This is a genomic window from Bulleidia sp. zg-1013 (assembly GCF_019798045.1).
In the GTDB taxonomy this organism is placed as follows: domain Bacteria; phylum Bacillota_I; class Bacilli_A; order Erysipelotrichales; family Erysipelotrichaceae; genus Bulleidia.
In genome coordinates this window covers 192,327-215,090 of record NZ_JAGXEX010000002.1, presented here as the reverse complement: position 1 = coordinate 215,090, position 22,764 = coordinate 192,327, and the positions used below count along the sequence as shown (strand labels likewise).

General features: G+C 37.4%; 18 protein-coding genes. 1 reads left to right on the top strand and 17 read right to left on the bottom strand.

The window, feature by feature from the left end; genetic code table 11:
* Window position 1 precedes the first annotated feature (1 nt).
* Window positions 2–634 carry an RpiB/LacA/LacB family sugar-phosphate isomerase gene (locus tag K7I92_RS02815; protein WP_220281956.1) on the top strand — a complete coding sequence of 211 codons (633 nt, stop codon included), beginning with the start codon at window positions 2–4 and terminating at the stop codon, window positions 632–634.
* Between the two features lie 63 nt (window positions 635–697).
* On the opposite strand, the gene K7I92_RS02810 is transcribed toward K7I92_RS02815, so the two are convergent.
* The 17 genes from K7I92_RS02810 to K7I92_RS02730 all read right to left on the bottom strand — a co-directional run bounded on the left by K7I92_RS02810 (window position 698) and on the right by K7I92_RS02730 (window position 22,651).
* On the bottom strand, window positions 698–1,432 hold the full coding sequence (locus K7I92_RS02810; RefSeq protein ID WP_220281955.1) for a type 1 glutamine amidotransferase: 735 nt from the start codon (window positions 1,430–1,432) through the stop codon (window positions 698–700).
* Complete coding sequence (locus K7I92_RS02805; protein ID WP_220281954.1) at window positions 1,429–2,739, bottom strand: Mur ligase family protein; 1,311 nt, start codon at window positions 2,737–2,739, stop codon at window positions 1,429–1,431. The genes K7I92_RS02810 and K7I92_RS02805 overlap by 4 nt, the downstream gene beginning before the upstream one ends.
* A 1-nt stretch (window position 2,740) precedes the next feature.
* Complete coding sequence (locus tag K7I92_RS02800; RefSeq protein ID WP_220281953.1) at window positions 2,741–3,676, bottom strand: 3'-5' exoribonuclease YhaM family protein; 936 nt, start codon at window positions 3,674–3,676, stop codon at window positions 2,741–2,743.
* Window positions 3,669–5,657: a RecX family transcriptional regulator gene (locus K7I92_RS02795; RefSeq protein WP_220281952.1), complete on the bottom strand. Its 1,989-nt coding sequence runs from the start codon at window positions 5,655–5,657 to the stop codon at window positions 3,669–3,671. The genes K7I92_RS02800 and K7I92_RS02795 overlap by 8 nt, the downstream gene beginning before the upstream one ends.
* A gap of 13 nt (window positions 5,658–5,670) precedes the next feature.
* Entirely contained in the window at window positions 5,671–6,702 is a 1,032-nt protein-coding gene (locus K7I92_RS02790; RefSeq protein ID WP_203244444.1) for a lysylphosphatidylglycerol synthase transmembrane domain-containing protein, read from the bottom strand.
* Between the two features lie 117 nt (window positions 6,703–6,819).
* The gene (locus K7I92_RS02785; RefSeq protein ID WP_203244445.1) at window positions 6,820–7,824 is read right to left on the bottom strand and encodes a glycosyltransferase; all 1,005 of its coding nucleotides are present in this window, start codon (window positions 7,822–7,824) and stop codon (window positions 6,820–6,822) included.
* The gene (locus K7I92_RS02780; protein ID WP_220281951.1) at window positions 7,821–8,444 is read right to left on the bottom strand and encodes a V-type ATP synthase subunit D; all 624 of its coding nucleotides are present in this window, start codon (window positions 8,442–8,444) and stop codon (window positions 7,821–7,823) included. Before K7I92_RS02780 ends, K7I92_RS02785 begins: the two co-directional genes overlap by 4 nt.
* The gene (locus K7I92_RS02775) at window positions 8,444–9,859 is read right to left on the bottom strand and encodes a V-type ATP synthase subunit B (RefSeq protein ID WP_203244447.1); all 1,416 of its coding nucleotides are present in this window, start codon (window positions 9,857–9,859) and stop codon (window positions 8,444–8,446) included. The genes K7I92_RS02780 and K7I92_RS02775 overlap by 1 nt, the downstream gene beginning before the upstream one ends.
* Window positions 9,860–9,868: 9 nt before the next feature.
* Complete coding sequence (locus K7I92_RS02770; protein ID WP_220281950.1) at window positions 9,869–11,617, bottom strand: V-type ATP synthase subunit A; 1,749 nt, start codon at window positions 11,615–11,617, stop codon at window positions 9,869–9,871.
* A gap of 1 nt (window position 11,618) precedes the next feature.
* A complete protein-coding gene (locus tag K7I92_RS02765; RefSeq protein WP_203244449.1) occupies window positions 11,619–12,215 on the bottom strand; it encodes a hypothetical protein in 597 nt (198 codons plus the stop codon).
* A gap of 7 nt (window positions 12,216–12,222) precedes the next feature.
* Complete coding sequence (locus K7I92_RS02760; protein ID WP_203244450.1) at window positions 12,223–12,531, bottom strand: V-type ATP synthase subunit F; 309 nt, start codon at window positions 12,529–12,531, stop codon at window positions 12,223–12,225.
* Between the two features lie 2 nt (window positions 12,532–12,533).
* On the bottom strand, window positions 12,534–12,968 hold the full coding sequence (locus K7I92_RS02755; protein ID WP_220281949.1) for an ATP synthase subunit C: 435 nt from the start codon (window positions 12,966–12,968) through the stop codon (window positions 12,534–12,536).
* Window positions 12,969–12,978: 10 nt separating this feature from the next.
* Window positions 12,979–14,784 carry a V-type ATP synthase subunit I gene (locus K7I92_RS02750; RefSeq protein WP_220281948.1) on the bottom strand — a complete coding sequence of 602 codons (1,806 nt, stop codon included), beginning with the start codon at window positions 14,782–14,784 and terminating at the stop codon, window positions 12,979–12,981.
* Between the two features lie 11 nt (window positions 14,785–14,795).
* Entirely contained in the window at window positions 14,796–15,815 is a 1,020-nt protein-coding gene (locus K7I92_RS02745) for a V-type ATPase subunit (RefSeq protein ID WP_203244453.1), read from the bottom strand.
* 16 nt (window positions 15,816–15,831) lie between these two features.
* On the bottom strand, window positions 15,832–16,161 hold the full coding sequence (locus K7I92_RS02740; RefSeq protein ID WP_220281947.1) for a hypothetical protein: 330 nt from the start codon (window positions 16,159–16,161) through the stop codon (window positions 15,832–15,834).
* A 138-nt stretch (window positions 16,162–16,299) separates the two neighbouring features.
* On the bottom strand, window positions 16,300–19,860 hold the full coding sequence (gene nifJ / locus K7I92_RS02735; RefSeq protein ID WP_220281946.1) for a pyruvate:ferredoxin (flavodoxin) oxidoreductase: 3,561 nt from the start codon (window positions 19,858–19,860) through the stop codon (window positions 16,300–16,302).
* A gap of 220 nt (window positions 19,861–20,080) precedes the next feature.
* Window positions 20,081–22,651, bottom strand: coding sequence for an FAD-dependent oxidoreductase (locus tag K7I92_RS02730; protein WP_220281945.1), 2,571 nt, complete (start codon window positions 22,649–22,651; stop codon window positions 20,081–20,083).
* Window positions 22,652–22,764: the final 113 nt, after the last annotated feature.

Here is a 22,764-nt window from a genome sequence, read left to right as displayed (position 1 = left end):
AATGAAAATTGCACTAATTAATGAAAATTCACAAGCCGCTAAAAATTCAATTATCTACACCGCTTTGAAGGAAGAAGCGGATAAGAAAGGTCATACTGTTTATAACTATGGTATGTATTCAGCGGAAGATGATGTTCAATTAACCTATGTTAAAAATGGTTTATTAGCTTCTATCCTATTAACAACAAAAGCTGTTGACTTTGTAGTCACAGGTTGTGGCACCGGACAAGGAGCTATGTTAGCCTGCAACTCTTTTCCAAATGTACTTTGCGGTCATATCACGAATCCATTAGATGCTTTCTTATTTGGACAAGTGAATGATGGTAACTGTATCGCTATGCCTTTTGCCCAAAACTTTGGTTGGGGTGGTGAAGTTAATCTTCGTTATACCTTTGAAAAACTATTTGCCGAAGAATTTGGTGGCGGTTTTCCAAAAGAAAGAAGAGAGCCCGAACAACGTAATAAAAAGATTTTAGATGGTATTAAAGAAATCACATATCGTCCTCTAATGGATATCTTGAAAGAAATCGACCATGATTTCTTAAAAGAAACAATCTCCGGCAAACACTTTGAAGAATACTTCTACCCAAATTGCCAAGATGAAGAAATTGCTAACTTCCTAAAATCCTTATAAAAAACATCCATCAGCTTAATAACTGATGGGTGTTTTTTCTTATCTTTACTATTTTCTTTCGTTCTATCTAGCTAATCCCATTCTCTTTAACATCACTTCTTTCGCTTTATTTTCCCATTCATCATCAAGGGATTTTAAAGCCGGTGTCATTCCTTTTCTTGCCAAAGCTCTTTGTAATACAAAGTCTGCTACTTCTGGATTTTTCGGTAATAAAGGACCATGTATATAGGTCGCAATCACTTGTTCATTCATAAAACCTTCCGAAGAACCTTTATATTCATTGCCGTGACCACTTAATACACGACCAAAAGGTGTTTCCACCTGTTTCGTTTGACCACCATGATTTTCAAAACCAAGCACTTGAACCACTTCTTTCCCCAAATTAACTTCAATCGCAACATCACCAATACAACGATGCCCACGATCACTAGCGACTGTATAATACGGAAAGAAGGACAAACCATTCACAACCTTTCCATCTTGATCCTTATAATATTGACCAAATAGTTGGTATCCACCACAAATCAATAAAAATTGACAACCCTTATCCAATAAATGTTGAATCACTTTTTTACGACTTAATAAATCTTGATAAATGAGATTTTGTTCCTTATCGGCACCACCACCCATAAAGAAAATATCCACATCCTCCATTTCCACTTTTTGATTTAAAGAACAAGTCCTAACTTCCAAATCAATATTACGTTTGGCACAACGATACTTTAGAGTTTCAATATTTCCCTTATCACCATACAAATCCATCAAATCATGGTACATCCACAAAAGAACTAATTTCATTGACTTGCCTTCTTTCCAAGAATATGGCGTGTCGCATGTAATGCGGTGTACGTTGAAAGCACATAAGAAGGACAATGATCTTCATCCAAGAAATTTACTGCTTCCTCTACCTTCTCTTTAACCATCACTTTATCTTCCAAGCCTTCGTATTTCAAACGCAAAGCCATATCATAAGCCCTTAGCCCCGAAGTTACAACATGACGTACATTGCCTTTTAATAAGCGTTCAAAGTGAGCATCCCAAATCCAAGAAACATCACAGCCATCTTGATCATTATCGTTTAAAATAATCAAAATATTCTTCTCCTTCTCATCACTTAGAATATACTTCAAAACCTCATTCGTACCAGTCGGATTTTTAATCAAATTGATCACACAAGGCTTGGATAACGCAAAAACTTCATTCCTACCTTCCTTCATTTCAAAGCTTTGAAAAACCTTATTGGCACATTCAACATCTAACTTTAAATCCTGTATAACTGTTAAAACCGCCGCACAGTTATAAATGGCATAGATTGTATTCATAAAGGAATAAAAGCTTCTTCCTAAAGCTTGAAAACGATGATTCTCATAGTCGATTGCACTCACATAGAAAGCTGGTTCAATCTGTCCAAAGTCGTCCTTTTCACAATGGAAACGACCAATATGGGAATACTGATAATACTCATACACCAAACGATTGGAACAACGCGGGCAAAACTTACCCTCACTGGCTTCATCACTTGTCTTTTGGGATATGGCATTTTCACCAACTGAAAAAAATTGAATCTTTGCTTGTTTAGCATTATCCGCCAAACGAACCACATTCGGATCATCTCCATTTAAAATCAAAGTCCCTCTAAAATCCTTTGTGACTTCTTCAATACGACGAATGATTGTTTCCATTTCGCCGGCTCGATCCAATTGATCACGGAAGAAATTATTCACCACCAAATGCGTTGGACGAAGATCCTTAAATTGACGATAAAGCGTTAATTCATCCACTTCAATCACACAAGCATCGGCTTGAATATGATAATGACCATCACTATTGACCGCTAATAAAGACGCAATACCAACATTCAAATTATCCCCTTTGCGATTATGAACAACTTTTAAGCCGGCTTGCCGTAAGCTTTCAGCTATTAAATTAGAAGTAGTGGTTTTTCCATTCGTACCAGTCACTAAAATCACAATTTCCGGCATTTGAAATTTTGAAATCATTTTTTTATCGAACTTCAAACCCAAAGTTCCGGGAAAAGAACCACCTCTTCCCATCTTCTTTAAAACCCTAGCAACCAATTGTGTTAAACGTAATGATACCGACATCCTATTTCTCCTTTGGTTTATAGAACTGGCGATTTTCCATTGAGAATAAACGACTTGTCCAAGAGCCTGGCTCAACTTCCTTTAAAGCAAGCTTCAATGTATTCAAATGAGCATCAATATTATCCACAAGAGAAAGAATTTCCGCTTCTTGAAGACAAGGTAATACTGGTGAACCATATTCTAAATGACCATGATGGCTTAAAATCATGTGGTGCAATAAAATCGTTTCTTCCTCTTCTTCTAAGGATAATTCCTTTGCGACTTCGCTTAACCAACCATTCGCTAAAGAAATATGACCTTCTAAGCGACCTTGTAAAGTATATTCCGTTGTGATTGGACCGGACATTTCTTCTGTCTTTCCCATATCATGAACTAAAGCCCCGCTAATCAATAAATCTTTATTGAGTTGAGGATAAAGATCACATAGAGCCAAACAAGTCTTGACCATACTTAAACTATGTTCTGATAAACCACCCAAAAACGCATGATGAATTTTAGAGGCGGCCGGATAATCAAAATACTTCTGTCCCACCTTTTGAAACATCGCAATCACTAGCTTCTTTAAAACTGGTGAAGAAATCTGATCAATGTAAGACCTTACCTCTTCTTTCCGTTTTTCTTCGGGAATAAGAGAAGATAACACAAAGTCTTCTACAACCACGTTTTCACCGGCTTTGCCAGCACTTAAAATACGACCTTGCATTTGTCCTTTATAGTCCAAAACATCAAATGTAAATTGAATCAATCGACCATTTTGAATCAACTTAATATCTTCTTGACGAACATCCCACATTTTACCTTCTAAACTACCGGAACTATCCGCAAGTATCATCGACAAATAAGGCGCTCCTTTATTTGTCATTCCATTTTTAACATCTTTGACCAAAAGTGGTAATTGGTATCTTTCGCCAACCACATATTCACTAATCTTAGGCATCATCATCCTCCATATCATTGATTACTGTATAAACATCCTCATAACTATAACCCTGATTTAAGCAATAACGATAAATTCGATTGCGTAAATCCGTTCCTGAATATTTCCGTGCATAGCGTTTTTTAGCTTGATTAGCACATTTGCGTAAATAATCCAACTCCTTTGCGTCCACTTTACTAAAATCTAGTTGAACCATCACTCGATCAATTAAATCGTCATTATAACCTCTTTGACGAAGCTTTATACGAATGGTTTCTTTCGTTTTCTTTAAAGAATAAGAGGAAGAACGAAGGATTTTCCGGGCGTATTCCAACGCAAAATCTTCTTCTTGAACTGGTTCTTCTTGTAAAGCCTTTTGAATAAGATGTTCAGAAATTCCTTTTCTCGCTAAACGACGGCGAACCTCATTTTCACCAAATAATGATGAAAATAAAGAATGTATATGCTCTCGGGCATAACGTTCATCATTTAAATAGCCCTTTTCTTTTAAACTACGAATAATCGCTTGCACACTATCTAAAGAACATTGGGTATTTTGAGTTAACCAATCCACAATTTCTTTTTGGCTTCGATCTTTAATAGCTATTTTTTTTAAACAAGCTTGATAAGCCGCTGTTTGCACTTCTTTTTCTTTAAGAACTTTATAAATATGGTGATTAAAGAAACCATGCGCTCTTAAACCATATTCATAATAATCATCCACCGATACTTTCAAGCGCAATTCTTCCTGCTCACTAGATCTTAAGTACAACTCAACAATCGTATCCTTGGTTCGCATTCGTAAGATTTCATATTGAATGCGATTGAAATCAATCACTCGACTATACACTTCTAAAATCTTTGTGTAGAAAGTTTCCGCACTAAATGATTTTGTGACCGAAACACAGCGTTGACAATATCTTCCATATTCATGACCATCCATTTTTTCAAATTCTAAAATCGCATTAGCCAGACTTTCTTCATCTACAAAAAACCAGCCTGTTTCATTTGGCATTAACAAACCATCTAAGACCTCATCTTTTCTAGCAAACAATGGCAAACCGGAAGCCAAGGCTTCAATAAAAGTCATCCCTTGCGTTTCACTTAAAGAAGCGGACACAAAGGCGTTACTACTACGATATAAATCCGGTACAGTCTCACGAGGAATTGGTCCTGTTAAAATGACATCCTTTTCTAAGCCTTGTTTAGAAACTAGCTTTTTAAGACTATCGAAATCAGGTCCTCCACCAACAATCACCAGTTGACTCTTCGCTCCCTTTTTAAGGGCAACTTCATAGCCACTTATGACCAAGTCCAAAGCCTTTTCCTTGGCCAAACGACCAACATAAATAATAATGGAACGATTTTCCGCTAGACCATATTTCTTTCTGGTTTCTAATCTTCTTTCTTCACTAAACTCTTTGGGATTAAAACGCTCTAAAGAAAGACCGGTGGGAATAACCGTCAGTCTTCTTTGAATACCATAGTTTTCTAGCATTTCCTTGGTTTTTAAAGAAGGTGTAATGACTTCTTGCGAGCTTTCACCATATAGCTTTGATAGTTTAGCTACCGCCATCTTACCAACTTCATCAACTGTTTTTGAATTCAATAAATTCACATAGTGTGTGTAATCTTCATAGGTTGTATGATAGGTCGATACCAATGGAACACCTAGATGCTTAGCACAAATACGAGCAAAAATTCCCACCCCAAATTCAGTTTGGGCATGAATGATTTGTAAGTTTAACGAACGAATGACTTCCAAAGCCTCCGAATGAAAAGGCGAAGCCATCACATAACCATATAGAAATTTCAATTGAATACCACTAAGACGTAAAACATCCTGATCTTCATTCCATTCCATATCTTCTTTTCCTGTATAGGTGGTGATGACATAAACCTCATGTCCATGTCTTTTTAGTTCTTGAAAAAGGATATAGGTGGAATTCGCTACACCATTGATTTCTGGCACAAAGGTATCGGAAAATAGACCAATTCGCATAAAAGGCTCCCTTCTATTCGTTTTTCATCTTGACAATAAGAAATACAATTGCCCCGATGATTAGGGTTAGATAAAAAGTCGATAAACGCCACAAAATCATAATTGATGTAGCTTGTGCAGATGTAAAAATCGTCGAAAACATCAAGACAAAAGTCGCTTCCGTTCCCCCACTACTGCCCGGCATTGGTAGAAACGCATTCACCATCGCCACAAAAGAACTTAGCGCCATCATATCCAATACATTCGATAGTGTAAAAGGAATATGCAAAGCCCAAGCACAAAGTACCGGTACAGAATAAATAATTAAGAAACGCAAAACATTAATGCTTACTAATTGGTATACCAATCGATGATTTTGATGAAGAATAGTAATTTCATGAGCTAGGTTCTCTAATGTTTTATCCAAGCGACTTAATGAGGCATCCACATCTTTTACCATGTGTAATTTAGCCCCAATATAAATACCTTTAGTTGTAATCCAAGTATAAAAACGCTTTGATTTAGCTAATAAAATCAAGAAAACAATTACCCCTGTCGCAACTAAAAAACCGCCTAAAACAATCGCAAAGAATGAGGAATAGGTACGATAAAAATAACCGAAACGTAACAATAATAAGACTAACACCACCGCAATCATCGTGGCTTGATAGGCAATAAAATCAAGCCATAAAACACCGACGGCACTTGAAACTGAGACACCTTGTTTACGAAAAATATAAAGCTGAGCCACTTGACCACCTGAGGCACCTGGTGTGATGTTGTTGAAAAGACCGGCAACATAGGCATTCATAAGTCCTTCTTTAAAACGGTAGTTTTTATGACTAACTTGCACTTCTAAAGCTAAGCCTTTAGCCAATAATGCTTTTTCTAAAACAAGTAAGGCAACCAATAAAATCAAAATCCAAGGGTTCGCCGCTTTTAAATGATTAATGACGTCTTGATAATGATCTTTCATTGTCATAAAAAATACAAAGCCTGTCAGCGCAAAGACAAGAAAGATGTTGAATGCCGTATTTTTAAGTAGTCTTTTAAGAAATTTCAGCATGCAATTATTATACTATTCTTTCCTTCTTTTGAACATTTCAGTAATACTTCAAGCTTATCCTCTTCTGAAATAACTCTCTATTTGAAAATATGTAAAAAGCCTACTTTTGTAGGCTTTTTACTGGTTCAACACCTCTTCATACACAGCTTTTAATTGTTTACCAACCTCTTCAATGCGTCTTTCCTTAGCTACTAAATAACCTTGTTTAGAAAGATTAGGTAATTTCTTTTCAATAATCCCTTGTAACTTTTCAATGAATTCATCATTATTATTTGCTAAATACGCATTTTCACCATTCTTTAACCATGGATTATAACAAGCAATATCTCTTAAAAGAAGCGATTGTTTTGAAGCAAGTGCCTCTAATACCACAATCCCTTCGGTCTCTTCATAGCTTGGAAAGAAGAAACAATCGGCATCATGATAAGCGCCTTCAATCAAGGAGCCTTTCACATAACCGGGAAAAATACAATTGCTAGGTGCCTCTTGAATAGCTAAGGTAATTTCAGGTGGAATGATTAACTTTGAAATATCACCAAACCAAATGAATGTGTATTGCGGTAATTGTCTCGCAACTGCAATAAAATCCAAAATACCTTTTCGTTTGAATAATAAACCCACCCCCATAACAACCTTTTGATTGGCTTGTAAATGGAAATAATCACGGTACAATTGAATTTTTTGCTCATCATAAGCGTAACGATTTAAATCAATCCCATTTGAAATCACATAAATCTTTTGCCTTAAGCCATATCCCTCTAATAGTGATTTTGAATATGGTGTTGGCGTAATAATCGCATCGGCTTGTTTATACAAATCCACCAAACGAATTTTCACAAAGGGAGCAATCACATTGGAAAAAGTGAAAGAATTACGGAAATCTTCCATTGTACTATGAGCATGATAAATCACTTTCTTACCCATTTTTTTAGCATGATGAATAATGGCATCGGAATTCATTCCCCATGTGTTGATATGCAAAATATCATAGTCTTCTGCCCAAGGATTCGTGGTATACTCCACTCCTTGAGAACTTAAGGCTTTCATTTGGTGCTGAAGTGCACGTCCTATTCCTGATTTTGCTAAGGCATCTTGACCTTCAAAATATAGTAAGACTTTCATGAACGATGGTTTTCCTTTTGTGCTTTAATGACTTTTAAACGTGAGAATTCCTCTCTTTCTTTTTCTTCTAAAGCCGAAGAAATGTGTTGAATTTGTGAAGATAAACGAGGTAATACCACATTTTTTAAAGCGTTCGCTCTTTTTTGCGTTTGAGCAATCGCCGCAGCTAAATGATATACCGCATTATCCACTTCAGCCAAAGTATAACTCAATTCCTTAATCTTTTGAAATTGTAAATAAACTTCATCAATACGGGAAGAAGTATTTAAAAGACCATAGGGAATTTCTAAATTTTTCTTTGGTATATATAGCACATTGGGAATTTCCACCCCCATCACGGAACGATAGGTCAATTCTACCTCATCCGCAATCGCTACCTGTTCTGCAATCGAACTGATGATTCCCGAAGACATATTGGCTTGTTGTAAAAGATAATAACCTAGCTTATAAGCATCACTAATTTCCTCACGCAAGACTTTCACTTTCTCAACCAAAGCCATCATTTCTTTAATCAAAATATGACGTTTACGATCCATTAAATCATAACCATTTTTCGCTAAATCATACCTGCGTTTTAAACGAAGTAAGTTTCCCTTTGTTGTGGGCATTTGCACAGGCATTATATCGCTCCTTTTTTCGCTAAATCAATCACATTTTGCGCTCTTTGAGTATTGTAATATTCTTGAATGAAGGCATCGTCTAAACGATCTAATTCTTCCTTTGGTAGCGTAGATAATAAAGCCCAAGCTAAATCTAGTGTTTCAATGATGGAACGATTGTCATCCTTTTGACCAATAAAGACCGCTTCCACTTGACGAGCAAACTTCATGTATTGTCGGTCTTTTACTGACAATTCATCTTCACCAATAACGGAAGCTAGCGAACGTACTTCTTGCACTCGGGAATAGGAGGCAAATAATTGGTTGGCCACTGCCTGATGATCTTTACGCGTTAAACCCTCACCAATACCATCCTTCATCAAGCGGGATAAAGAGGAAAGAATGGCGATTGGCGGTTGAATTCCATTCATAAATAAATCACGATCTAGGACAATCTGTCCTTCGGTGATATAACCGGTTAAATCTGGTACTGGATGAGTAATATCATCATTTGGCATCGTTAAAATGGGAATTTGAGTAACTGAACCCTTACCGCCTTGAATAATGCCCGCTCTTTCATAAAGGGAAGCTAAATCTGAATATAAATAACCCGGATATCCTTTGCGTGAAGGAATTTCTCCGGAAGTACTCGAAAATTCACGAATGGCTTCGCAATAAGCTGTCATATCCGTTAAAATAACCAATACATTGCGCTGTTGTTCAAAAGCTAAATATTCCGCAGCCGTTAAAGCAAGACGAGGGGTCATAATTCTTTCCAAAATTGGATCATCCGCTAAGTTTAAATACATACAAACCTTTTCCATAACCCCTGTTTCTTTAAAGGATTTTTGGAAAATATCAGCAACGTCTTTCTTAACCCCCATAGCACCAAAAACAATGCAGAAGTTCTCCGCATCATCACCGGTTAAGTGTGCTTGACGAACAATTTGAATAGCCAATTGATCATGTGGTAAGCCGGAGCCGGAAAAAATCGGTAACTTTTGCCCACGAATTAAAGTATTCAAACCATCAATGGCGGAAATACCTGTATTAATGTAATTACGAGGGTATTGACGGGAAACAGGGTTTAAAGGTTTGCCATTCACATCCGCATATTTTTTCACAAAAACAGGACCTAAGTTATCTATTGGTTCGCCTAATCCATTAAAAACACGACCTAAAATTTCATTGGAAACACCTAACTCCATTGGATGCCCTAAGAACTTCGTTTTCGTATTGTTTTTAGCTAATTCATCCGTTCCTTCAAAGACTTGAACAATTGCTTTATCCCCTTGAATTTGAACCACCCGACCCGAACGACAACGACCATCCTTAAGTTGGATTTGAACCATTTCTTCATTTCCTATATTTTCGCAATGGTCTAAGGCGACTAAGGAAGTTTGAATTTGTGATAAACCTAATTTTTGAATACTCATGATACCCTCCTATCGTATCGTCGCTAATTCAGCATCAATTTTTGTTTTTAATTCATCCAATAATTCTAATCGATTATTAGGTACCGAATATTTCATTTTAATCACTTCTTCAAAAATGCCGGTTTTTAAAATTAAAGATACCGGAATATGTTTCTGAATCAATGGTAAACAAGCTTGTTTCAAATGGTGAATGACTTCTAACATTTTGACCTGCTTCGACATTGGAACATACGTATCTTCCTTATGGAAAGAGTTTTGTTGTAAATAACCAACCCGAATCACTCGTGCTATTTCCAAGTTTAGTTTTTGATCATCCGGTAAAACATCCGATCCAATCAAACGCACAATTTCCATTAAGCGTCCTTCTTCATGAAGGATTTCTTGAACTTCAGATCTTAAATCCCCAAAATTGCGAGATACTTGATGGTCATAATAAGCTGTCAATTCATTTAAATATTCCGAGTAAGAATCATTCCAATTCACAGCCGGATAATGACGGGCATAAGCCAAGTTCTTATCCAAAGCCCAGAAACAACGCACAAAGCGACGGGTATTTTGAGTAACTGGTTCTGAGAAATCAGCTCCTTGTGGGGAAACTGCCCCAATCAAAGAAAGCGAAGCTTTACATCCATTTAAAGTTTTAACCATCCCTGCTCTTTCATAGAATTGAGCAATGCGACTTGGTAGATACGATGGAAAGCCTTCTTCAGCCGGCATTTCTTCCAAACGACCGGAAATTTCACGTAAAGCTTCTGCCCAACGCGAAGTACTATCCGCCATTAGAGCCACATGGTAACCCATATCACGATAGTATTCTGCTATCGTTACGCCTGTATAAATTGAAGCTTCACGGGCTGCCACCGGCATATTGGAAGTATTTGCAATCAAGCAAGTACGATCCAATAAAGGACGATTGCTCTTAGGATCCACCAATTGAGCAAACTCTTCTAAAACTTGTGTCATCTCATTACCACGTTCACCACAACCAACGTAAATAATAATATCAGCATCACACCACTTAGCAATTTGATGTTGTAACATGGTCTTACCAGCTCCAAAGCCGCCAGGAATAGCCGCGGCTCCACCCTTAGCCAAAGGAAATAAAGTGTCAATGACCCGTTGACCTGTAATCAAAGGAATTTGAATTCTTTCTCTTTTTTGAATAGGACGAGGATTACGAATTGGCCACTTTTGCGCTAAAGTTAAGGAAACCACTTCTTTATTTTTATCCAACTGAACATCGATGATTGAGTCTTTAACACTATACAAACCATTTTCACTAATCCGAACAACCGTTCCACTCAAACCAATAGGAACTAAAGAGCGATGTTCAATCAAAGAAGTTTCAGGACATCCGGCGAATATATCCCCTTCTTGAACATGGTCTCCTACCTTTACATCCACATGAACATTCCATTTCTTATTTTCATCCAAAGAAGGAATAGGAGTAGCCGCCGCAATAAAAGGACCTTGTCGGTCTTGCATAGCCATTAAGGGTCGTTCAATACCATCAAAGATATTGCCTAAAATACCAGGACCTAAAGTCGCACTTAACAAACTACCTGTACCGATAACTTCATCCCCTTGTTTTAAGCCAACTGTACTTTCATAAACTTGAATCATAGTTTTATTTTCATCAATGCGAATGACTTCACCTAATAAACCCTGCTTACCAACATGAACCATTTCTTTCATAGCAAAATCCTGTGTTTCTAGCACAGAAATAACCGAGCCATTGACGGAATAGATTTTTGCCATGTTAGTTGCCTCCTTCTAAGATAAAGCCTGAGTGGCTTCTAAACCAATCTAAACTTTCGTCCAAACGTTCTTTCAAAGCACAAGAAAACTCCAAGCCTTGATAAAAATCAATGTAGCTAAATCCACCAAATTGAAAGTAACGTATTTTTATTTCATTTTTCATACTTTTTTCATCCAAAATAGATTGAAATAAGTCTTTGTCTTCTTCTCGAACATAGAAATAGCCACTCTCTAAAACGGGTGCCTTTTCTAAATTTTTGACTAAGTAAGTACGATACTGATCACTTTTTACAAAAGCATGTATCCTTTGTTCAACCTCGCTCACCATTTCAGAAATATACTCCAAGCGCATATTCAATAAACTTTGCATATATTCAAACTTGACTTGGGATTTTTGATTAGCAACGGCCGCTCTTAAATCATTAAATTCTTTTTCTAAATAATGCTTTGTTTCTTGCTGTAGACCTTTCTTATAAAGGGTCAACGTTTCATCGTGTATTTGATTAATTTCATTTTTTAACGTATCTAAAACCATTTGGGATTCTGATTTTACACCCTGTTCAATCGCATCCAGGATTTTCTTTTCGTAATCTTCCATATCCCTCCTACAATTTCAAACCGATGGCAGAACTAATATAACCATCAATTCTTTCACTAATCTTCGCTAATCCATGGCGGTCAGAAATCTCTACAATCAAAGGTTGTTTTAAATTCATCTTCCATTTTGCGACCACATCCGCCACTTCATTCATCGCTTTCGTGGTCATAAAAATAATCGCCATGGATGGATCCTTGATTTTCTCTTGTAATGCTTTTAAAATTTCTTCTTTTTCATGCAATACCACACCATCAATACCAACTAAACGTAAGCCGGTTTGGGTGTCCACATTATCCGATATACAATAGGCTTTCATAATTAAAGCTTGTTGATGATTAAGATGGAAATCAATAGACCATAAATCGCAACTCCTTCACCAAGAGCAACGAAGATAATGGCACGACCAAAGTTATTTCCATCTTCACTAACGGCACCAATCGCTGCCGGAGCTGCACTCGCAACAGCCCAACCGGCACCTAAAGAAGAACCGGCTACCGCAATAGCTGCCGCAAGGAAGCCTAAACCAGTGTTACTATTACTGGATTGTGTTGCTTCTTCAGCAAATGAAGCGAATTGATCAGCTTGTAAAACAATCGTCGTTAAGAAAGCGGCAACGAATAGAACCACTTGCGTTAAAAGCCTTGACTTCACATTCTTTTGATTAACACCATGACGAACAATCAGCCATAAAGGACCAACAATTAAAATAACAGCCATAAATGGTAAAACAATTTGATTAAACGATAATAACATACTTTTCTCCTTAGTCAGCACTCTTTGTGCTATATGCTACAAATTTTGTGCCACCACCTGTGTAGTAGCGTGAAAACATTTCATAATATTCCAAACGCAAGGTTTGAATACCAACAATTAAACCCTCTAAGCCCATAACGAAGATATTTCCTATAATAAAAACAACAATCCCGGCTGTACCGGTCATCTTCATTAAAGTCATCACCACCAGCATCATACCGGCATGCGATAAAATGAAACCACCTACACGCAAATACGATAAACTATTCGTTACAAAGCTCAATAATATTTCAAAAACTTCAAAGAAATTTTGGACAACATAGCCAAGCCAACCTTCACTCGGTTTAAAAGAATGCCCTTCCACTACCGCTTCAAAGCGCTCTTTCAATAAGAAACATAGTAATGGTAGATACACAAACACAATCATAAATGGTAACGATGTTAGACTTATTCCATATAAAGTCCGGGCTCCAATAGCCACTAAAATAAAGCCATAGAAACCAAAGCCAACCATTCCGTTTTGCGAGAGAAAAACTTCTATCCAGCGTTTATGACGGGCATTATTCCAAATATTCATCAACATTGTGATTAGAATTAAACTAGCACCAAGTAAAACCGCGCTAATTAATAAACCCATCGTATTAGAGCCATCCATCACATCCAATAACTTTTCACGAACATTGAAAATTTGTTGGTGAATTGGATTTAATACCTCTTCTAAGCCAAATACAGATCCATATAAGAAACCAAAAATAGAAGAAGTAACACCCACACGGGCAATAATACCAAATAACTTAGCTTTCTTTTCTAGTAAGAAACCAAGAATAGCCAATACCAAGCCTTGTCCCAAATCCCCAAACATAATGCCAAAAATTAAGGAGTAGGTAACTGCCACAAAGCTTGTTGGATCAAAGTCATCGTATTTAGGTAATCCATACATTTCCACAAAAAGTTCAAATGGTCTTGTGAACCAATTATTTCTAAGAATAGTTGGACAAGGAATGGAAACTTCTGATGGTTCTTTTTCTTGAATGCTTACATCCTTAAATAAAGCTTTAAAGCTCTGTATCTTTCTGGCTGGTACAAAACCATCGAATTCATATCTTTCATCCTTCTTTAAGACATAAGGATATAGCTTTAAAATAGACGATTGCTTCAAACAATACGAATACACATCCATCATCTTCCATCGACATTCTTGAACCCTCTTTTCACGGTCAAAAGCTGGAATTTGAATTGGTTCAAAGAATAAAGAATGAAAAATTTTCTGTGTTCGTTTCAAATATGCATCACTGGTCACATAGACTAACCAAACGTATTGATTATTACTATGTAATTTATGAATGGAGAAATTTTCACCGGCATAAAGAGAAATCTTTTTATAGGAATCCAAAGGCAAACGTCCTAGACCAAAGTTTAAATATTGTGCTTCTTTCATCCTTTCAAAACCTAAAGGTGCTAATTCATGCAAGGCTTTCTCATCATCCTCCGATAATATTTCCACTTCCCCATTGGTATCTAAACCAAACTCATGATTTAATTCGGCGATATAATTCTGAATTTCGGCTTCAGAATAAGTCCCCGTTGGTTCTTTTTCTTTCAAAACACAACCAACCATGTGACCAATATTTTGAAAACTTTGTGCGTAAGAATCATAAGGATTCTCTTCATTCAACAAAACACCCTCTTTATCTTCTACTAATTGACTAGCCAAGATGGGATGAATCGGTTGACTTTTCCCAATCATCTCTAACATCTCATTCAAGTGCGATTTTGAACAAGAAAGAGATACATATTTCATTTTTTCAATTGCCATAATACCTTCTTCTAATAAATCAATAGCGCTCTCGTTCGATCTTGACTAATGCCATAATGAACAGCCTCTATGATATCAATCAAATTTTGAATTTCAATTTCACTTAAATGAATGTAAGCAAACATTAAAATGTTTGGATTTAATTCTTGGTAAATCAAGTGACGATTTAGTTCATACTGAATCCGTTTTGTGAAATGTTCAATGTATTGAAAATGATTGAATCCAATGTATTTTTTATACCTTGTTTGTTGCAGTTTTTCTAAAATTTGATCGGCATTCAAAGTATCCAACCATTCCATTAAAGTCTTCCAAGGAATAAAGACGGATTGTTTCATCAATAAAGGACGGATTTGTTCGGGTTTTGATTGAAAGTATTTTTTCAATCGATAAATAATCTGAATGTTCTCTAATTCGATGACAATCTTTACTATCTCATTCATCTTCTTTTGCGTATCTTCATGACCAAATTGGCGAATGTACATCATCATTTCTTCATCCATTCTTTCATGAAGCCGATGTTCTAAGGTCACAAAGTCTAATTCCTCAATTGGCTTTGAACGATAAAGTTTTAACACCGTCGCATACGCTGTTCCCTTTAATAAATGCAAGAGTTCTTCAAAATCAGATACTTCACTTAAACCCATAAAATCAAAACTACTGTATTGCGAAACATACAAGGGCATATGGGTGATTAAATCTTCCTTTGAAACCGAGTTATTGGAGGATAAAGCACGAATCTTCATCATAATCAATTCTATTTCTGTATTCGCCATTAAATTATGAACGAGATGCTTCCCGTCTGCTTCCATATAACGAATAAGTTTATTGATGCGATGAAAAATTTCCGTTCGAATTAGAACCTCCAATTGACCACGATGAATGGCCTTCACATTAATTCCTGTTAAGCAATCATGAAAGAGTTCGCTGTTTTGTAAAAAAGTAGCGACTTCCGCTTCACTTTTTTTATTGAGTAAACTCAAATAATCACTTTCTTGCAAGCGATGACCATACATGGAACGAACTTTTGCCATGATGGCATTATGAGAACTACTCATGGTCCTCTTCCAAAGAAGTAACACGCTTGATAAGCATTGTGATCCACTCTTCGCGATGTTCAAGAAATTGTTTTTCAAGCTTCTTTTTGTTGGCAGTGAAATTAAGTTCCAAACGTTTTTTTTCATCCGCTGCTTCTTGTACCATATCTTTTTCCTTTTGTTCAAGGGTTTCATTCACTTTATCCCAAGCTTCTTTAGAAAGTCGTTGTTCTTCAACTGCAATTTTAGCTAGAAGTTGGTTTTTTTCTTCATGAGCGGCCGCCACTTCCTTCCTTGTTTTTTCATCTAAATCAAGGAGTTTTTTAATTTGTTCGAGCTCCATATTTGTCCTCCATACAACAAATTATTATAACTCTCATTTTGAACATCGCACTTTTTTTCATGTATTTTACACAATTTTCTAGTCTAAATAAGCAAGTCCAATAAAAAGAGTGTAGTGATTACACTCTTTCTTGTATTCTTAAGCTTCTTGCTCGTCTTGTATGCGCTTCTTCATTTGAAGCTTGGCATAACGTGTTTGAGCATCTTGTAAAGCCTTATCGAATAGCTTATTCGCTTCTTCTTCACCCTTAATCTTCACTAAGTTGAAGTAACGTCCTTCATTCATTAAGAAGTCTTTGAACTTATCCCACTTAGGTGTGCGAGAATCAAGCGTTAACGGTTTTTGATTACGTGGATCATAGCGGTAAAGAACTGTATAACCACATTCAACAGCGTTCTTTTGAGTAACCGGCATGTTAATCAAGCCACCTTTAATACCTTGTTCAATACATGGCGCATAAGCAATCACGATGGAAGGTCCCTTATACGATTCGGCTTCCTTGAAAGCCTTGATGGTTTGTGCTTGGTTAGCTCCCATCGAAACAGATGCTACATAAGCCGTACCATATTCCATAAAGATTTGACCTAAGTCTTTCTTCGCTAATGCTTTACCACCGGCGGCGAACTTCGCAATGGATGCGGCTTGTGAGGACTTCGAAGATTGTCCACCTGTATTGGAATAAACTTCGGTATCTAAGACAAGCACGTTTACGTCTAAGTTATTGGCCATGACATGGTCTAATCCACCATAACCAATATCATAAGCCCAACCATCACCACCGACAATCCAAACCGACTTCGATACTAAATCATCTTCACAAGCCAATAGTTCTTTAACAGCTTCAACTTTCGATGCCTTAACGTGTTCTACTAAGCTTGCCTTAATCTTACGTTGTTCTTCACGCTTATCATTCGCTGCTAAGTAAACTTCAAAATCAGCCTTCAATTCCGGTTCAACTGTATCTAAGTTATCTTCCATAATTTTTAAGATATGCGCTGACTTATAGGCATTAGCAATAGCCATACCAAAGCCATATTCTGCATTGTCTTCAAATAAGGAGTTAGCCCAAGCCGGACCATCATTATTTACGTCAGTCACAAATGGAGAAACCGGCGTTGCGGAGCAGTAAATCATCGAACAGCCTGTCGCATTCGCAATAATCATATCCTTACCAAATAATTGCGTTGCTAAACGGTAATAACCGGCTTCACCACAACCCGGACAGGCACCGGATACTTCAAAATAAGGCATCATTAAGGAAACACCCGCTTCCGTATTGTTATTACCAAATTCCGGCTTATAAGTAACTTCTTTATATAAGTAATCCGCCAAGGCTTGTTGTTCACGTTGGGTATTAATATCCTTAGCACTTAATGCGTCCACCGGACATACCGTGATACATACACCACAACCCACACAGTTTTCCGTTGATACTTGAATACGGAACTTCAAACCAGCTTCTTTAGCACCCTTATAAGCAGGAGTTGGATCTTTGTAAGTTAGCTCAAGCTTATTAGCTTTAGCGATTTCATCCGCCTTCGCTAATTCCTTTTCATCCATTAAAACGGAACGAATTGTGGCATGAGGACAAGCAAATCCACACTTACCACATTCAATACATTTATTCACATCCCATTCCGGAACGAAAGCACCCACGCTTCTTTTTTCTAAGAAAGCTTCATTGCTACGAACAGAGCCATCTAATATACCTTGTTCAACAAAGGTTGATACCGGCATATTATTACCGTCTAAGGCATTGATACGTTGTGCAAATTCATCGTAATAACGATCACCTGTTTCATTGTATAAAGCCTTTGAGTAAGTTAAATCAGCCCAAGCTTTATCAACCGGAACTTCAACTAAACCATCAGCCCCAGCTTCAATTGCACGAATATTCGCATCCACAACCTCTTGCCCCTTACGAGCATACGTTTTTTCAGCTGAATGTTTCATCAAGTCAAGCGACTTATCATAAGGCATGATTCGTTCATTAAGCTTGAAGAAAGCCGATTGTAAGATGGTATTTGTATGACGACCCATGCCTGTTTCTTGCGCCAGCTTTGTCGCATTGATGATATACCACTTTGCTTTCTTCTTTGCCAAAGTGGCTAATAAACGATTGGGCATACGACTAACAATTTCATCAGCAGGAATCATGGTATTCAATAAGAAAGTGCCACCTTCTTTTAAATCACGAACCATATCAAATTGGAAACAATAGGATTCTTGTGAACAAGAAATAAATTCAGCTTTATCAATGTAATAAGGAGAATGAATGGGTGACTTACCAAAACGTAGATGAGAACGAGTTACCCCACCTGACTTCTTGGAGTCATATGCAAAATAAGCTTGGGAGTAAAGATCTGTATTATTACCGATAATCTTAACTGTCGATTTATTGGCACCCACCGTACCATCTGATCCTAAACCATAGAATAGACAAGAAGTATAATCACTATCCACTGAAATTGGTGCTTTCGCCAAGGATAAATTCGTGACATCATCATCAATACCGATTGTGAATTCTTCCTTTGGATTACTCTTCTTTAATTCTTCATAAACGGCATTAATGTCTGATGGGTTTGTGTCTTTAGAAGATAAACCGTAGCGACCACCAATAATAGTTAGGTCTTTGTGTTTACGTAATGCTGAAACAACATCTAAGAACAATGGTTCACGAGAGCCTTGTTCCTTGGTACGATCTAGTACCGCAATGCTCTTAACACTAGCCGGTAAAACATCCTCTAACATCTTTGCTGAGAATGGACGGTATAAGTAAACCTTAACCAAACCAACTTTTTCACCACGCTTGACCAACGTATTAATCGTTTCTGTGATTGTATCGGTTACAGAACCCATTGCAACGATAACACGTTGTGCATCAGGTGCGCCTGTATAAACAAATGGTGCATAAGTACGACCCGTATAATCCGATACCTTCTTCATGTAAGAAGCTACAATTTCTGGAATTTGTTCAAAATGACTATTTTGGGCTTCAGCGGCTTGGAAGAAAATATCATCATTTTGCGTACCACCACGGACAACAGAATTGCCATGTGGATTTAAGGCATGCTTACGAAAAGCAACTAATTTTTCTTGATTAATTAATGACTTTAAAAAATCATAATCCATCACTTCAATCTTGTCGATTTCATGTGATGTACGGAAACCATCAAAGAAATGCATAACCGGTGCACTTGCTTCGATGGCAACAGCATGCGCTACACCAGCTAAATCCATACAATCTTGAACAGAGTGGGAACACATTTGAACAATTCCCGTTTGACGAGCCGCATAAATATCAGAATGGTCACCAAAGATACTCAGGGTATGGGTAGCTAAAGTACGAGCAGCCACATGTATAACCCCCGGTAACATTTCTCCTTTTAATTTATAAATATTTGGAATCATCAATAATAATCCCTGTGAAGCAGTAAATGTAGTGGCTAAAGAACCGGCTTGTAAAGCACCATGGATGGCACCGGCCGCACCACCTTCTGATTGCATTTCAACAACCTTAACACGATCATTAAAGATATTTTTACGACCTGCCGTTGACCAAGCATCAACATTTTCCGCCATTGGTGACGATGGCGTAATTGGGTAAATTCCGGCTACTTCTGTAAACGCATAGGCAGCATGCGCTGTGGCTGTATTACCATCCATCGCTTCGAATACTTTCTTATGTTCTGTACTCATTTTGTCCTCCTTGATATAAATTAATTATAGTCCTTTCGCATTGAAAATAAAGGATTTTTGCTTTAGATGGTACACTCATTAGTTAAAAATAGACATGTAATATCTATATGATAACTATTTCACGGCAGAAAATAGGTCAAAAGAATAGAATATCCCTCTTTTCTTAAGCAGAAAAAGACAGCATTTCCTATGAAATACTGCCCTTTTAATCCGGAAACTTCTATTTATTGTCTTCAACAATCGTCTTCGCGGCAATACGACCTGAAACAAAGATTTCAACAATCGCATTACCACCTAAACGGTTACCACCATGGATACCGCCGGTTACTTCACCGGCCGCATATAAGCCCTTGATAGCTTTACCATCTTTATCAAGGACATGGCGCTTGCTGTCAACCAATAAACCACCCATTGTATGGTGCGTTGAAGGGGCTATTAGACGAATCTTTAACTTAACACCATCTAATGTGTATGTTTCCGGCTTGTACTTACCATTAGCGTCCTTTTCAGCCTTGCCAATCAAACTTGTCCAACCTGTTTTGGTTGGGTTTAAGTTCTTATCTTGACCAGTCATTAAAGCCTTATCATATTCCATGATTGTCTTCTTCACTTCTTCAGCATTAGTTTCTAAGCCAAGCTTCTTGAATAAGTCACCTAATTGATCCACTGTACGAGTGTATTGACGATTCTTTACATCACTATTCCACAAAGTAAGATCTTCATCCTTTGGTGTACCGTATGGGTATGGACCAGGAATATTGTGATCGTTATTAGCAATTTCAATAACTGTACCATTAGAACCTTCAAAGCTAACACCATTATCAAATTCACCTAAAGATAGAACGTCGCGCTCCCCTGCTTCATTAACATAACGCTTTCCTGTCTTAGGATTCACATGAATCGCATAGTCGCCACCACCGAAAGCAAGGTTACCATTATCGACCCAAGAAATAGGCATTAATTGTGTATAACCCATACCGGTTAATTGCGCTCCGACCTTTTGTGCCATATCCAAGCCGGCACCGACTAAGCTAGAACGATTGGTGGTCTTAGTGGAATCCGTAATGGCACCATCTTTCCAGTATTTATTTGTTTCTTTAACACGCTTGATATTAGCGGCGTAACCACCAGTCGTTAAAACAACACCCTTCTTAGCGTGTAAGACAACTTCTGTACCATCGTATTTCTGTGCCTTTACACCCGTTACTTTACCATTTTCAACAATCAATTCCATCGCTTTTGTGCGTAATAAAATCTTATTCTTATCATGGTTTTCAACGGTCTTTAATAATGTATTCTTTGTCGGAACAAAGTATGTATTCCATACCGATTTACCCTTCTTATTGGCACCATCCCGATCAGGAACACCATCCTTATTTAAGTCCGAGCCTAAGAAGTCATTTTCACGATTCCATAAAGCACCCACGATTGTCGGTTGAATGGAGTTATCAAACATAGCTCCTTGTGATTCTAACCAGCCCTTAAGATCTTGACCGCCATTAACGAATTGCGATACTAATTCATAGTTACCATAAATCCATTCAGTCTTCTTCGCATTTGGTCTTAAACCACCATAATATGTTTGGAAGATGTGCAAATTAACCGTTGAGAACAATGGTAATTCTGTTTCAGCTGTACCAGCGACTAACTTAGGTTGTGCCCAATTGATGTAAGCCTTAATTTCTTTCTTTAAGGCTTGTAATGTACCCAGATACTCCTTATGCACACCAGCTTTCGATAATTCATTGATATCCCCGGCCACAAACGCATGATTTTTGAAGTAATTACCATCAAACTCTTTTTCATTCCAATTTAAGATGGTCTTAAGAATGGTGATATTACCAGCAGCTTGTTTTACCTTCTTATAGCTCTTGCCTTTGTAAGTACCTGTTGTCGCATTTGGATTCGTTGCATCCCAAACTAAATACTTTTGAACCGATTGAAATTGACCACCGGAAGCGACTGTATTACCACCAATTTCAACATTTTCTTCAACCACAACAACACTATTACCGGATTGTGCCGATTGAACCGCCGTAGCCATACCTGCTCCACCTGCTCCAACAACAACCACATCATAAGTTTCTTCTATCTTTTGACCAGCTTTACGAACCACTTTATTTTTCTTAAAGCCCTCTAAATCACTAGCCTTTGCCTGTGAAGCCGCATCCACTAAGGCATTCTTAAAGCCAACGGAAGTAAATGTTGCACCGGAGACAACATCAATACCGGCCCCATTCGCTTTCTTGGCATCATTTACCAAATGATTAAAAGCAGGTTTACCGATGTGGGCTGTTTCTTTACTGCTATATTTAATATCTTCGATGCCATCCTTTGAGAAAGTAACTCTCAGAGAAATTAATCCATTATAACCATTTCCTTTACCTGCGTAAGTACCCTCTTTGTAAGTAATTGGAACATTCTTATGTTCAGCCTTACCGCCATCTTCTTTAGCACCGGCCTTCTTTAAAGCATCAACAACCGCTTCCACAATCCCCTTAGAAGTAATAGTAGCACCAGATACAGTGTCTACATTTGCACGGTTGGCTTTTTCAATTGCCTTTGGAATTTGTTCTAAAGCAGGTTTTGCGATGCTTTCTGTTTCTTTTTGTTCTGTAACCTTGACGGTTTCAATCTTATCTTTTGAAACCTTTACAGAAACCTTGATATCTCCATTTCGTCCTTTACCTATACCTTCATAGGTACCGGCTTTATACCTACCTTGATTTGAACAACCAACAAGTGTTAAAGCCATAACTAAGCTCAAAAACAAATTGATTTTTTTCTTCATTTTTCCTCCCTGCATATAGCTATATGCACATTCATCTTAGCAAAGCCTTCACATTGTTACAACTATAATATGTATGGCTTTCCATTTTTCGATAAGGAATAAGTAAAGGATGA

Bases quoted from the DNA above. Each gene is read 5' to 3' on its own strand.
- K7I92_RS02765 (WP_203244449.1), bottom strand. From the start codon at position 12,215: ATGGAAGATTACGAAAAGAAAATCCTGGATGCGATTGAACAGGGTGTA.
- K7I92_RS02730 (WP_220281945.1), bottom strand. From the start codon at position 22,651: ATGAAGAAAAAAATCAATTTGTTTTTGAGCTTAGTTATGGCTTTAACA.
- K7I92_RS02815 (WP_220281956.1), top strand. From the start codon at position 2: ATGAAAATTGCACTAATTAATGAAAATTCACAAGCCGCTAAAAATTCA.
- K7I92_RS02800 (WP_220281953.1), bottom strand. From the start codon at position 3,676: ATGCCTAAGATTAGTGAATATGTGGTTGGCGAAAGATACCAATTACCA.
- K7I92_RS02745 (WP_203244453.1), bottom strand. From the start codon at position 15,815: ATGGCAAAAGTTCGTTCCATGTATGGTCATCGCTTGCAAGAAAGTGAT.
- nifJ (WP_220281946.1), bottom strand. From the start codon at position 19,860: ATGAGTACAGAACATAAGAAAGTATTCGAAGCGATGGATGGTAATACA.
- K7I92_RS02810 (WP_220281955.1), bottom strand. From the start codon at position 1,432: ATGAAATTAGTTCTTTTGTGGATGTACCATGATTTGATGGATTTGTAT.
- K7I92_RS02760 (WP_203244450.1), bottom strand. From the start codon at position 12,531: ATGAAAGCCTATTGTATATCGGATAATGTGGACACCCAAACCGGCTTA.
- K7I92_RS02755 (WP_220281949.1), bottom strand. From the start codon at position 12,968: ATGTTATTATCGTTTAATCAAATTGTTTTACCATTTATGGCTGTTATT.
- K7I92_RS02775 (WP_203244447.1), bottom strand. From the start codon at position 9,859: ATGAGTATTCAAAAATTAGGTTTATCACAAATTCAAACTTCCTTAGTC.
- K7I92_RS02750 (WP_220281948.1), bottom strand. From the start codon at position 14,784: ATGGCAATTGAAAAAATGAAATATGTATCTCTTTCTTGTTCAAAATCG.
- K7I92_RS02770 (WP_220281950.1), bottom strand. From the start codon at position 11,617: ATGGCAAAAATCTATTCCGTCAATGGCTCGGTTATTTCTGTGCTAGAA.
- K7I92_RS02790 (WP_203244444.1), bottom strand. From the start codon at position 6,702: ATGCTGAAATTTCTTAAAAGACTACTTAAAAATACGGCATTCAACATC.
- K7I92_RS02795 (WP_220281952.1), bottom strand. From the start codon at position 5,657: ATGCGAATTGGTCTATTTTCCGATACCTTTGTGCCAGAAATCAATGGT.
- K7I92_RS02780 (WP_220281951.1), bottom strand. From the start codon at position 8,444: ATGCCTGTGCAAATGCCCACAACAAAGGGAAACTTACTTCGTTTAAAA.
- K7I92_RS02740 (WP_220281947.1), bottom strand. From the start codon at position 16,161: ATGGAGCTCGAACAAATTAAAAAACTCCTTGATTTAGATGAAAAAACA.
- K7I92_RS02805 (WP_220281954.1), bottom strand. From the start codon at position 2,739: ATGTCGGTATCATTACGTTTAACACAATTGGTTGCTAGGGTTTTAAAG.
- K7I92_RS02785 (WP_203244445.1), bottom strand. From the start codon at position 7,824: ATGAAAGTCTTACTATATTTTGAAGGTCAAGATGCCTTAGCAAAATCA.